The sequence below is a fragment of the Spirosoma pulveris genome (genome assembly GCF_054781875.1).
The window spans coordinates 56,142-68,903 of record NZ_BAAGTO010000011.1; the positions used below are offsets into that span (position 1 = coordinate 56,142).

Below are 12,762 nucleotides of genomic sequence, written 5' to 3' on the forward strand. Positions count from 1 at the left end.
GAAGCAGTACCCATCACCCTAAAAGCCGGTCAGGACTTTATAACTTCGATACGAGTGTGGTATTGAAGTTGACCTTTATGCACATTTTAATAGCTTCCAGGTAAATGACAACATTGTTTCCCTGGCGTTGAAGAACCGTACCTGTCTGATTGGCAAATACGCCACTCTTGATCGCTATCTTATCGTTGGACTGAAAGTCATTAACCGTTATTTTACTGTGGTCATATTGGCTCAATACCGATTTGATCGAGTCAATTTCACTTTCGGCCAGAATAGCCGGTTTACCTAACCAGTAGAGATATTTGATAATACCCGATGTAACAAAAACCTTCGATCGATCTGCGTCGCTTACTTTAACGAAGCAGTAATTGGCAAACAGCGGCTCTTCGACAACCTTCAGCCGGTCAGACCACTGATGTTGACGACGTATTACCGGGCAGTATGCTTCAATGCCCGCCTTTTCAAGATACTTCGAAACAGCCTTCTCTTTTCGGGATTTTGTACACAATATATACCAATTCATTAAATGGTAGATTTAATATTCCTGCTTAAGAACAAATTACATTTCAAGTTTACTTAAATACCATTTTTAATAACAATAAAAGACCCAAAGTTAAAAAAAATGAACATTTTAGTTATTTATACTTAGCTGATAGGCCTTTACCATTAACGAGTTTATATTTTAATCTTAAATTAATATCCTACTTTGTCGTTTTATACATATCCTAATAGCCAACTGCTTAAGTATAATTTACTATCAGGATCAGCGTGAAATTACTACCTCTACCATTCATGGAGGCACCCCATCCGGTTCATTGACGGGGTGCTCTTTACCGCTAGGACATACTATAAACCTGATTGGCCAGAAAGTCCTGATACGTGCGTTTCAAACCATCTTTTAACTCAGTTTCGTGCTTCCAGCCCAGTTGATGAATGCGCGATACATCCATGAGTTTGCGTGGCGTACCATCGGGCTTCGACGTATTCCAATGCAGATCCCCTTCGAAGCCAACCGTTTCTTTAACGAGTTCGGCCAGTTCCCGGATCGTTACATCCTCGCCGGTACCAATATTCACAAACAGTTCGTCATCGTAGTTTTCCATCAGGAAAAAACACGCAGCGGCCAGATCATCCGCATGGAGGAATTCACGTTTGGGCGAACCGGTCCCCCAAACCTCCACCGACGCGTCGCCGTTTAGCTTGGCTTCGTGAAACTTGCGGATGAGTGCGGGCAACACGTGCGATCCCTGTAAATCGTAGTTATCGTTAGGCCCGTATAAATTCGTTGGCATCGCCGAAATAAAATTACAGCCATACTGATGGCGGTATGCCTCGCATAATTTGATGCCCGCAATTTTAGCAATGGCATACGGCTCATTGGTGGCTTCGAGGTAACCACTCAGCAGATACTCCTCCCGGAGCGGCTGCGGAGCCAGCTTGGGATAAATGCAGGAAGAACCCAGAAACAGCAGTTTCTTAACCGAGGTCTGGTAAGCACTATGAATAATGTTTGCCTCGATCAGCAGGTTATCGTACAGAAATTCAGCCCGGTACACATTGTTGGCCAGGATACCCCCCACTTTGGCGGCTGCCAGAAACACATAGTCCGGCCGTTCCTGCTCAAAAAAGTCCGCAACGGCGCGCTGGTCGCGTAAATCCAGCTCCAGCGAAGTGCGAACGATGATGTTGTTAAATCCTTCGGCCCGCAGCTTGCGGACCAGAGCCGACCCAACCATACCCCGGTGCCCGGCTACATAAATTCGTGCGTGTTTTTCCACAGTTATAAAAAATTAAACCTAACCGCCGATAACGCTCAGCAGTTAGGTAGATACAAGTTAGGTTGGTAGATAATAATTTGGCGTCTGGAAGCAGCCTGTCCGTAGAACAAACAGGTCCCAGGCGGTTTATTCGAAGTAATTCAGTACCTGATGCCCACTGCTGGCCAACAGCTGATCCCGACGGAACAGGTCGATGTCTGCCTCCATCATGTCTTTCACCAGCGCCGGAAGGTCATATTTGGGCTTCCAGTTGAGCTGTGTCATGGCTTTGGTTGGGTCGCCAAGCAGTAAGTCCACTTCCGTAGGCCGGAAATACCTGGGATCGATCGATACCACTTCTTTGCCAATGGCAACGTCAAAATCAGGATTGGTCGAACTAACGACCGTGCCCACTTCCTGTACGCCCTCACCGCTAAAGGCCAGCTCAACACCGATCTCGGCAAACGACATCCGTACAAAATCCCGAACACTGGTGGTAATGCCGGTCGCAATAACGAAATCTTCGGGCTTTTCCTGCTGAAGAATCAGGTACATCGCTTCTACATAATCTTTGGCATGACCCCAGTCGCGCAGGGAGTCCAGGTTACCCAGATACACCTTGTCCTGCAGGCCCAAACCGATACGCGCCACGGCACGGGTAATCTTCCGGGTTACGAAGGTCTCCCCCCGCAATGGTGATTCGTGGTTGAACAGGATACCGTTACAGGCATACATGTTGTATGCTTCCCGGTAATTGACCGTAATCCAGTAGCCATACAGTTTAGCCACGGCATAAGGCGAACGGGGGTAAAATGGGGTTGTCTCCGACTGGGCATGCCCCTGCACACCGCCGTAGAGTTCGGAAGTAGAGGCCTGATAAATGCGGGTCTTTTCCGTAAGACCCAATAAACGAACGGCCTCCAATATACGTAAGGTACCAATCCCATCTACCTGAGCGGTGTATTCGGGCTCATCGAAGCTAACCCGTACATGCGACATGGCTCCCAGGTTGTAGATTTCGTCGGGCTGAACTTCCTGAATAATGCGGATAATGTTGGTCGAATCGGACAGGTCGCCGTAATGCAGTTTGAAATGAATATTCCGGTCGTGGGGATCTTCGTATAAGTGATCGATGCGCTGCGTGTTGAAAAGCGAGCTACGGCGTTTGATACCGTGTACTTCGTATCCTTTTTCTAATAATAGCTCAGCCAGGTAAGCCCCGTCCTGTCCGGTAATTCCGGTGATTAATGCTTTTTTCATAATATGATTGTATTGGTATTAAAGTGCCTTGTTTGGCTGATAATGAAAATGGTAATAACTATTGATTGTGAGCGGTTTGTTGAAGCTTAGTTTAGACGTCCGCTTTCAGGAAAGATCCGAAACAGGGTCAATGCGAACTGTTAACGAAATAGAATCTGGCGGGTCAGCCGGATAATAAACAGCGAATTCGTAATGGCATAGCGTTTGAACAACCGGCGTGGTTCCATGGCTAGCCGATGCGCCCACTCCAGACCGGCATTCCGCATCCAGTTAGGCGAACGCCCCTGCGTACCCGTGAAAATAGGCAGCGCTCCACCCACGCCTACCATAACCGCCTGTATTTTACCCCGCATCTGTTCCATCCAGCGTTCCTGTTTCGGGCAGCCCAGGGCCACAAACACAAGCTGAGCACCTGATTTATTGATATGATTGATTACCCCCTCCTGCTCGCGCTCGGTAAGTGGGCGGAATGGGGGCGATAAGGTACCGGCAACATCCAGCGCAGGATACAGTTCCCGACACTTCCCGACAACTTCTAAAAGCATTTTTGGGGTAGAGCCGTAGAAGAAAATGGAAAGGTTCTCTTCTGACGCCCGTCTGATCAAATCGGAGAGTAGATCAAAGCCTGCCACCCGCTGCTGCTCAATACCATGCAGCAACCGCAGTGCCCAGGTTAAGGGCATCCCATCCGTCGCCACCCAGTCAGCTCCGTTCACAACTGCCCCAAATACCGGGTCGTTGCTCGCTTCAACAGTCATGTGCACATTGGCCAGACAGGCCATTCTGGACTCCTTTAGCTTGGCTGCGGCAATGATGTCTTCCTGAATCTGATGATAGGATCCCAGTGAAAATGATAATCCTAATACAGACGCTCGTTTGAACTTGGCAAGCGTTATCTGTTCCGGAAGGGCTGGCGTGTAAAGAGTAGACATGAGCGAAAGGTTATTGTGTAGTGAAAAACATAAAAGACCGGCCCGATCCGCGAGGGCAGCTGTCGGGAATCGGGAAACTGAAACTTGTGGTAACGTAAGCGGTAAAAGGAAGGTGGGCCAGATTCGATTTGAACCAGACGGGGCAGTTAGGTCAATTTTCGGGCAGGAGGTAGTCTACCTCCTCAAAAAGGACGCAAGAGTAAGTATGTTCAGGATTGATGATGTGCCGTGCAACCCTGCCTGTCAGGCCTCAGGCTAGCTGACCACCAGGGCAGATTGGGTTTCCACCGAAACCTCATTCGGCATGCCGGTCGCCGATTCATAAATACCCATCAACAGCTGGTAGTTGATTTCGGGCGTATAAAGCTGCTCATAGGTAGCACGGGCGCGCTTGCCGTACTGCTCTTTCTCTGCCTGCGATAAGCTCACCCATAGTTTCAGTGTATTCCGCAATGAGTCAACATTACCCGCTTCAAAATGAAGTCCGTTAATGCCGTTTTGGACTAATTCGATTGGTGAGCCGATGTTTGAAGCAATGACGGGGCAACCAAGTGCAAATGCTTCAATAATGACCATACCAAACGTTTCATACCAGATTGACGGAAAAAGCAATGCTGTGCAGGTTTGCATAGCGTATTGAACAGCACACTTGTCAAGAGTACCGAGGTAGTGAATATTCGACGAAACAGCGCTTACATGCTCAACCAGGTCAAGCAGGGGGCCGTCCCCGGCAATGGAAAGTGAATAGCCTGTATTCCTGAATGTCGACAATAAGACATTTACGCCTTTCTCGTCGCTTAACCGACCAATGTACAGAAAATGCTGATCTCGACTAAGCTGCTGCTGTTCGGGTCGCTGTGCAAAATTGGGTTTGATAACGAATCTGGAGGGGTCAATGCCCAATCGGGATGATTCGTATAGAGTCCGGGCAAAATCGGTTAAGACCAGGTAGCGATCGACCAGTTGCCAGGTACCTGCCTTTTTATGAAACCATACAACGAATGCCAGCCAAAACGTTTGAATAACCGAATCACGAAACACACCGAGCCGCACAGCCTTCCAGGGGAAATTGGCATACATACTCTCCGTAAAAATTGTACTACCATTCATTAAAGAGCCCGATGGACAAAGCAACCGATAATTATGCAGAGTCAGTACCACTGGAACACCCATCCGTTTCGCAGCACGAATTATGGCCGGTCCACTTGCATAATGCCAGTTATGTATATGTACAACTTCTGGCTTAAACGTACGGATTCGCTTTTTTATACTGGCAACTGCAAATGGATTCCAGACGGACAATAAAAACTGCAAAGCACCTTTCCAGCCGCTTTTATTCCGAAACACTAACGTCTTTACTTCATTGTCTTCTTCTAATAGGGCTTGCTCCTGCGTAAAGACGGCATCTTCCCCACCTTTAAACTGGTAGTGTGTATGAATTAAAAGTATTCTCATAAAAATAAAATTTAATTAAAATGCCCTTTAACTCTTAAATACTATTATTGATCAAATTATAAGTATTTAAAACCGTGCCTTCCCAAGTATAACGATTAGCTACGTCGAGACTAGCTTGAGAGCATACTTTATAAAAACTTTGCTCGGATGAAAGACGGCATAACAAATTTGATAACGAATCTATAGTCTCGTCAAGATGAAAGAATCTCGAATTAACAACACCAGGATACTTCGAAGATAGAATTTGTCCGACACCGCCAAGATTTAATGCTACTATTGGCAAACCCGTCTTAGCTGCTTCAAGTATGACATTTGGACCGGCGTCATGCAAGCTTGGAAATAAGAAAATGTCAGCATTATTATATTTGTCTGCTACCTGCGAGTGAGGAATAGACCCAGTAAAACGAACTTTACCACCTAACTTTAATGCATTGACTAAACGAGTTAATTCACTTTTATAACTTCCTTGTCCTACAATGGTAAATACAGAATTGGGATATTGTAGATTAAATTTATAAAAAGCCTTAATAGCAATTTCAATTCCTTTCCAATAAAGTAGTCGACCAACAAATAAAACTTCTATCCTTTTTTCACTAAGAAATAATTTAGGACTAAGATTTATTTCACTCTCATGAATACCTATATCAACTACTACATTGACCCTTTTATGAAGATATTTAGGTAGAGCATTTTTTGTATCTTCTGTCCTAGTAAATATTACAAAAGCTCGGTTAAAACATTCTTTTACTGATGGTCTTAATAAAAATATAGCATCAATAATTTTTTTATTAAACTCCTTCAATCTGTATGAAAACGAAAAACTTTTGATCAATTCATAAGGTGCCTTCTCTGCTCCACCTACAGGACCCATAACAAAAGGTCTTCCTAGCTTATACAAATGAGATGGTTGCCGAAAGACACCAAAAGTCAAATGATGTACCAATGCATACTTTGATACATCAACGAATTTTTTTATGTACCCTAAGACACCCAACTGCCAAAATTCGTAATATAAATATACACCATAAAACTTCTTAAAGTAGAGGGGAATAGTTGGTAGATCGTAATAGATAAAATCTATAGTCGATAACTTAGGATTATGAAATATCGCTTTATCAATAGAGGATTTATTGTTACTACGTGTAACCACAGTTAAGTTATAACCTTGATTATGTAAGACCATAACCCAATTCCAACCTAGACCAGGCTCAGATCCTTTATCTGGTTCACAAGCGTAAGCAGAAATTAAAATATTAGATCCCTTTTGCATAATTTCTTAAAGACTCATAATGGGTAATCAATTTAATATTTTTCTTTTTGATCTCAGCCTCTAGTTTTATCTGAGCGAAACTCAATAAATATGGATGCCAAGTATCAATTTCTAAATCCTGAAAATATAGATTGAGAAGTCCTTTATTTTTTTCCAGAATACTCTCAATTGAAATGCGGGGTTGTAAGAGAAATGAAGTTTGAAATACGTAAGTAAAAAGATCGTAGCCCAAAGGATAATACGTAGCCATTTCCCAATCATAAACAAACAACTTGTCTTCACAAACGATCATATTCCAGGGACAGAAATCACCGTGTGCAAAACAAGTATCCAGCGAGTAATCATCTTGCGGTAAGGACACACCTTGCTTTGCCAGCTTGCTAAGTATGCTCAAAAGCTGATCCTCAATATTCTGTGTAGTAACTTTAACACCATCAAATACATTTGTTTTTATTAATGTGTAATCTGGATCGCTAACAGAAGCAAGTAGTTTTGGCACAAAAGGCAAATCCGTTAAATGCGATAAAACTAAAGCCTCTTTCTTAACATTACTCAAAGCTAAAGGCCTGGTTGCATACTTTATAAAAAACTTTTCTCCTGTGAGTTTGTCAATACCTAAGATTGTAGTCTTCTGTTCAGTGCCGGGCGTGCCTAAATTAAAAGCCACAATTGAATTCGCTGAAATATATTTACAGTATATGTTAAACGGAAGGATGGACTCTAAACCTTTAACGCGACAGAACAATCGAATGACACTAAACTTTCTCCAAAGAAACCACATCAACCAACCAAGTAATGTATAGGGTTGATAGAAAGAAAGCAAAAAAGGATATTTTTTATATTCTTCAGGAAAAAGATATTGTTTGCTAAATGGATCAAAATGAAAGTAATTCATATAGTCACACGTTACGGTACCTTTCTAGGGTCCTGTGTTGCAAAAATTTTATAATAAATTGCTCAGCGTCGTATATCACTTTTTCAGGAGATTGATTTGCATTAACTACATATGCGTTATTTAGCGTTGAAAACAGTTGTCGATATCTACTCAGCTGCTCAGAAGTCTCTTCTGGAGAAACCTCTGATTTTCGACTTTGAATCACATCAGCAGGAGCATCCAATAAAATCCACATATCAGGTTTTGGAATAAACAGCCCGATCAATTTTACCCAATTGTTCCCTGCTCCATGTCGGTAACGAACTGGATCAGCCAGCATATCATGATAATATCTATCAAATATGACTAGCGTGCTGCTTATTTTAAGCGGAAGTATAAGATAAAAGTACCCTTTAATGAACACAAACGTGAGGTAGAGCAGCTTCACAATTGACCCAATGTAGCCTCTGCTAACTTTACCGTGAGGGTCCGTAACGATGGTCGAATTTAAAGCCCTTTTTGGAAAAAAGTGAAACTGTTCACCTTTGCGAAAAACTTCTGTTATATCACCTTTTACACCATTAATTACCGTTGTTTTACCACAACCATCTGGACCCAAAAAGGCAACAACAAGTCCCGTAGGATTTAAAATTCTTGAAATTCTGTTGAGCAGTTTATTACAGTGGTCGCCTAAGTTAAACTTTAAGCGGGAGCGCAATTTTTTCCTGAATACTTGAATAGAATTAGCTATCAGATTGATGTCGTTAACAGCAAAGGCTTTATTTATAATCTCTATTTGATCCTGTGCAAAAAAACTTTTTAAAGAATTTTCGCAACTATGTTGATCTTGCAGCCATTGGCTTCGCAAATGGTTAAACTGATCAATAGTAATATTTCCTTTGTCAACCTTTTTAAGAAAATAATATATAAACTCTTTACTTGGAGCTAATTGAAAAAATCCTTTGGAGTTAAAAATCCTATTTTGTAGTAAATAGTCAGCTTTCAAAAAAAGAGTCCCATTTCGATAGTAATCAGAACATACATCAGGCTTAAGTAAATAATTCTTATCTTCTCCTGAAATCGTGATAATACAGTAATGGGCGGTTGCTTCGTGTGATATAGATTGAATCCAAGCAATATTCTGTTTGTCTATAGTTTGCATAAACAACCAAAACTTATCAAACTGTTCATTTGTGATTATGAAATCGATATCACTATATATGTTATCGGGATACATATCAGTCCTCCCAGTTAAAGCATACAGTATTCCAGAGTTATTTAACGCATGGAAATAACTAAAAAATAAAAAACTATTCTTCATTTTAACTAGATGAGAATTTTTTAACGATATAAGAGATCACTCCAAACTTTTGAATCATACAATATTACCTCAACACCATTTAATTATTCTCTTCTCTTTATTAGTTTTGCAGGTACACCTCCAATTACGCTGTTCGGAGGAAATGACTTTGTAACAACTGCACCTGATCCAATAATAGAGTGATCGCCAATTTCAACCCCAGGTAATATAATTACTCTTGTTCCAATCCATACATTATTACCAATCTTGACTTCCTTCTCAATAAATGGATTTGTTGGATCTATCATGTTTTTCTGAATATCTGAAACATCATGTGTGACTCCCATAATAATTACATCTGGCCCCATCATTACATAATCTCCAATTACAATAGGGCCTGTTAAACTTGAGTTTTTGCCTAACTGGGAGAAATTACCTACGCTCAATCTATCACCATTACCAAAATAACATTTACTTTTCACAACTACATTTTGTCCAAATTTAGAAATTATTCTTTTACATATTTCAAACCTAATTTTGTAGAACAATTTGAAACCAGGAATTGGCTGCATTGGCAAATAGTATGCAAACAGGTAGTATATAAGCAGCAAAATATTTTTCATAATTTTTAATTAATTTACGAAATGGCAAAAGTGAGAGAGCAGTGTTCCTATACAGCTTGTGATTTAGTTTGGTGTTATTAAAATTAAAACCACTGTAATTACAAAAAATTAAAAAACCTTCTTCGGCAGACTTCTCTTTTACTTCTTTAGTATTAATAGATTTATTGTTTTCGTGCCACCTAAAAGCGGTAAGAGTTTTAGGGATATATTTTAATTTAAACCCTTTAAATAAAATGTTAGCAAAAAAATCCTTATCCATGCACAGATGAAATTTAGGATTAACTTTTAATCCTTCCTCTAAAATTTTCCTATCAAAGAAAAAAGCAGCTGAATGAATATAACAGTGAAATAAAGAAAACCATTTGAGCGGAGATTGACTTGTACCTTTTTTTAAATGTTTTTTTTGCTTGTCTATAAAATTAACATCACCATAAACCGCGTCAACTTTATAAGTTTTGAAAGTATCGACTATTTGATGAAAAGCATTAGGCAAGTAATAATCGTCAGTATTTAGCCAACCAATTATATCGCCAGAAGCCATATCAAAACCCTTGTTTATAGCGTCGCTTTGGCCATTGTCTTTCTCAGATATCCAGATTAGGTGAGGGTACTTCTTTAATATATCGGTAGTACCATCGGTCGATCCTCCATCAATAATTATATGCTCAAAGTTAGTGTAATTCTGGGCAAGCACTGATACTATAGCGTCTTCGATAAAATCTGCCTGATTGTATGAAGGACTAACAATTGAAATTTTAGGTACAAAGGAAGAATCCATAAATAATATTCATTTATTAAGCTTAACTACATGTATCGTCTTTAAACGGTGGGTATCATTTTCAAAAAAAATAATACCTACCGATATCCACAATACCATATAGTTCACACCAAAGAACGGAGTATTCTCAATTCCCATGAGAAAGATCTGGACCAGTAGAAACAAAGAGAATCGAAAGGATAAGTGCATAACAGATCGATTTACAAATCCTTTCCACAAAGCATAAATCATAATAAATAAGAAAGGCAATAATAGTAGCACGCCACCTTTTAGAATAATTTGCAATAAGCCAATTTCTATGGAAAATCGATGATAAAAATCACCACCATCACCTTTCCACTCATAAAACCACGGGCTAAAGTAAGTCCCTAGAAACCCCCTTCCAAACACCCAATCATTCCCTTTAAAATCCTGAAAAAACTCATTGAATAGAAAGGTACGAGTATCAGTACGATCAAAACTCAATAGAGGTAATTTATTTATAATATATCCAAAAGTATCCTCAAAGTTAAATACTATAAAATATAGTGTTGTAAAAATGAGAAGAACTATAGACCACTTCAATGTTTTACTATTTATAAATTTAAATAATTGAAAAAATAATAATAAGCTTGGAACGATAATTAGCCTTAAAAAGATCGTTCTATTGTCGTAGTAATTTTCAAACAAGATAACTACAAGAGTTATAAAAATAATATAGTATTTTCTTTTTACTCTAAGTTTATCAATAAATAATAGCTCAAGTAATATAAAGTAACTGAGATCACTTGTGATTACTGGTTTACTAAATGAAAAATAATCAAACAAAATAATTATCGGAAATAGCAAATTAATCTTATTTGTTATTCTCCTCAAAATAAGCACGGTACTCTTATTTACTATAATAGCTAGAAAAGATATGAAATATGCTAAAAACGAAAGAGGGTGAAAGAATAAAGTCAGCAAATCACTAGAATGAAACTTTATTGAAAAAGATAGAATTAGTATTTGTATTCCAAAATACCATATTAACCATTTTGTGTTTGTTCGAAAATAGTGATATGTCAGATAATTCTTTCTTTCTATTATATACCAGGATATAAATATGTAGAATAACAGAACAAAAGTAAAAGACAATATTCTTAACGTAAAATTACTGGTAATCATATAACAACTGTATATACAGGTTGAAAGGATTACACTGTAATAAATATACTTTTCTTCAACTAAATAATTCGTTACACGAATTGGACTTATTCTATTCATACATAGATTACAAGCGATGTTCAAGTACATCAACTTGATTAGATGTTAAAATTGACTCGTAAATATTCAAGTTCACGTTTACTATTGAGACCGGGTTATGACGCTTTTTAGCTGTATTATGACCTGACCCACCTAAGCTTGTCGCTAACTCTTCATCTTTATATACATCAAGAATTTTACTTAGTAATATGTATGGATCGTTTGCAGGAACCATTAAACCAGTAACGCCATCTTGTATTATGCTAGAGATTCCGCCAACATTAGTAGCAATTACCGGAATTCCCAAGAGCTGAGCTTCACACAAGCTATTAGGGCTATTCTCAATGTAAGAGGGATGAACATAAACGCTCGCATTCAGCATTGTATTAATAATTACATCTTCTGAAGCAATGCCCATGCATTCTATATTCACCTCTTTAGCATTAATGCCTAGCTTATCTTCCCAAAATTTATAATCTGTAACACCAAATACTTTCCATTCAAAATCTACACTAGTCTGCTTTTTTAACAGTTGAGCAGCTTTTAAAATCAGATCAAAACCTTTATATATCGATTTAGATATTGTACTAACTATGGTTAGTTTGACGCCAGACGGTTTGGACCAGGCAGATGCGTTATAGAAGGCCGGTCTCATCAGTTCCCAACACTCAAAATAATTAGCATGCGGTGCGTATATATCTATTAACCTTTTGTCCCATTCAGTTCTTCCAATAAAGTTTTTGCAGTGTTTAAGTATCTCTAATTCCCTCGATTCGTTATGCTTTATAAACTTTCTGGTAAAATAGTAACGTAAATTTTTAGAAATATTTAATTCATAGAAATCTCTTTCACTTACAGCTGGAGGAAAATACGCATTTGAATAGGGTGTAAGAAGACCTTGTATATGGATAACCACCGGCACAGTGGTATATAAGGATACCAAACCAAAGCTCATTTCGCTACCCCATACATGTATAATATCCGGGTTAAAATCGCTTATAACTTTTAAGTACTCTTCTACTTCAACTTTATCATAGTGTTTGTAGAACAGTGCATGTTTAACCTTTTTAAACAGATTAGTATAACTATTAATCGGGTAATAGGTCACACCGTTCTTTTTTACTTTCGTAACAGTTGAATTAGAGAAGAACGCAACACCAATTTCTACATCTGGAGCTGCTTTCAAGAATGCCTTTTCTAAAGCACTGATCCACCCTCCACCATTATATTTACTGTTTGCTTCAAATGAAGAAGCATTACCACTAAGCCAGAGAACTTTCATTAGTTTC

Annotated in this window: 12 protein-coding genes; all 12 read right to left on the reverse strand. The window is 39.2% G+C overall.

Going from position 1 to position 12,762, the window contains the following annotated elements:
• Window positions 1-37: 37 nt before the first annotated feature.
• Window positions 38-523, reverse strand: coding sequence for a UpxY family transcription antiterminator (locus ACYVJM_RS26255; protein ID WP_461151195.1), 486 nt, complete (start codon window positions 521-523; stop codon window positions 38-40).
• Window positions 524-836: 313 nt separating this feature from the next.
• Window positions 837-1,778 carry a GDP-L-fucose synthase gene (gene fcl, locus ACYVJM_RS26260; RefSeq protein ID WP_461151196.1) on the reverse strand — a complete coding sequence of 314 codons (942 nt, stop codon included), beginning with the start codon at window positions 1,776-1,778 and terminating at the stop codon, window positions 837-839.
• Window positions 1,779-1,904: 126 nt separating this feature from the next.
• A complete protein-coding gene (gene gmd / locus ACYVJM_RS26265) occupies window positions 1,905-3,017 on the reverse strand; it encodes a GDP-mannose 4,6-dehydratase (protein WP_461151197.1) in 1,113 nt (370 codons plus the stop codon).
• A gap of 140 nt (window positions 3,018-3,157) precedes the next feature.
• The gene (locus ACYVJM_RS26270) at window positions 3,158-3,949 is read right to left on the reverse strand and encodes a WecB/TagA/CpsF family glycosyltransferase (protein WP_461151198.1); all 792 of its coding nucleotides are present in this window, start codon (window positions 3,947-3,949) and stop codon (window positions 3,158-3,160) included.
• Window positions 3,950-4,204: 255 nt separating this feature from the next.
• A complete protein-coding gene (locus tag ACYVJM_RS26275; RefSeq protein ID WP_461151199.1) occupies window positions 4,205-5,404 on the reverse strand; it encodes a glycosyltransferase in 1,200 nt (399 codons plus the stop codon).
• A 34-nt stretch (window positions 5,405-5,438) separates the two neighbouring features.
• Window positions 5,439-6,674 carry a glycosyltransferase family 4 protein gene (locus tag ACYVJM_RS26280; protein WP_461151200.1) on the reverse strand — a complete coding sequence of 412 codons (1,236 nt, stop codon included), beginning with the start codon at window positions 6,672-6,674 and terminating at the stop codon, window positions 5,439-5,441.
• Complete coding sequence (locus ACYVJM_RS26285; RefSeq protein WP_461151201.1) at window positions 6,658-7,569, reverse strand: phosphotransferase; 912 nt, start codon at window positions 7,567-7,569, stop codon at window positions 6,658-6,660. The genes ACYVJM_RS26280 and ACYVJM_RS26285 overlap by 17 nt, the downstream gene beginning before the upstream one ends.
• Window positions 7,570-7,573: 4 nt before the next feature.
• Complete coding sequence (locus tag ACYVJM_RS26290; protein WP_461151202.1) at window positions 7,574-8,869, reverse strand: nucleoside/nucleotide kinase family protein; 1,296 nt, start codon at window positions 8,867-8,869, stop codon at window positions 7,574-7,576.
• 83 nt (window positions 8,870-8,952) lie between these two features.
• A complete protein-coding gene (locus ACYVJM_RS26295) occupies window positions 8,953-9,420 on the reverse strand; it encodes an acyltransferase (protein WP_461151203.1) in 468 nt (155 codons plus the stop codon).
• Window positions 9,380-10,249 carry a glycosyltransferase family 2 protein gene (locus ACYVJM_RS26300; protein WP_461151204.1) on the reverse strand — a complete coding sequence of 290 codons (870 nt, stop codon included), beginning with the start codon at window positions 10,247-10,249 and terminating at the stop codon, window positions 9,380-9,382. Before ACYVJM_RS26300 ends, ACYVJM_RS26295 begins: the two co-directional genes overlap by 41 nt.
• Window positions 10,250-10,258: 9 nt before the next feature.
• The gene (locus ACYVJM_RS26305) at window positions 10,259-11,056 is read right to left on the reverse strand and encodes a hypothetical protein (protein WP_461151205.1); all 798 of its coding nucleotides are present in this window, start codon (window positions 11,054-11,056) and stop codon (window positions 10,259-10,261) included.
• 445 nt (window positions 11,057-11,501) lie between these two features.
• The gene (locus tag ACYVJM_RS26310) at window positions 11,502-12,755 is read right to left on the reverse strand and encodes a glycosyltransferase family 4 protein (RefSeq protein ID WP_461151206.1); all 1,254 of its coding nucleotides are present in this window, start codon (window positions 12,753-12,755) and stop codon (window positions 11,502-11,504) included.
• Between the last annotated feature and the right edge of the window lie 7 nt (window positions 12,756-12,762).

What these genes read in the sequence shown, in the direction of transcription:
- ACYVJM_RS26255 (WP_461151195.1), bottom strand. Translation starts at nt 523, where the DNA reads ATGAATTGGTATATATTGTGTACAAAATCCCGAAAAGAGAAGGCTGTT.
- gmd (WP_461151197.1), bottom strand. Translation starts at nt 3,017, where the DNA reads ATGAAAAAAGCATTAATCACCGGAATTACCGGACAGGACGGGGCTTAC.
- ACYVJM_RS26270 (WP_461151198.1), bottom strand. Translation starts at nt 3,949, where the DNA reads ATGTCTACTCTTTACACGCCAGCCCTTCCGGAACAGATAACGCTTGCC.
- ACYVJM_RS26275 (WP_461151199.1), bottom strand. Translation starts at nt 5,404, where the DNA reads ATGAGAATACTTTTAATTCATACACACTACCAGTTTAAAGGTGGGGAA.
- ACYVJM_RS26280 (WP_461151200.1), bottom strand. Translation starts at nt 6,674, where the DNA reads ATGCAAAAGGGATCTAATATTTTAATTTCTGCTTACGCTTGTGAACCA.
- ACYVJM_RS26285 (WP_461151201.1), bottom strand. Translation starts at nt 7,569, where the DNA reads ATGAATTACTTTCATTTTGATCCATTTAGCAAACAATATCTTTTTCCT.
- ACYVJM_RS26290 (WP_461151202.1), bottom strand. Translation starts at nt 8,869, where the DNA reads ATGAAGAATAGTTTTTTATTTTTTAGTTATTTCCATGCGTTAAATAAC.
- ACYVJM_RS26295 (WP_461151203.1), bottom strand. Translation starts at nt 9,420, where the DNA reads ATGCAGCCAATTCCTGGTTTCAAATTGTTCTACAAAATTAGGTTTGAA.
- ACYVJM_RS26300 (WP_461151204.1), bottom strand. Translation starts at nt 10,249, where the DNA reads ATGGATTCTTCCTTTGTACCTAAAATTTCAATTGTTAGTCCTTCATAC.
- ACYVJM_RS26310 (WP_461151206.1), bottom strand. Translation starts at nt 12,755, where the DNA reads ATGAAAGTTCTCTGGCTTAGTGGTAATGCTTCTTCATTTGAAGCAAAC.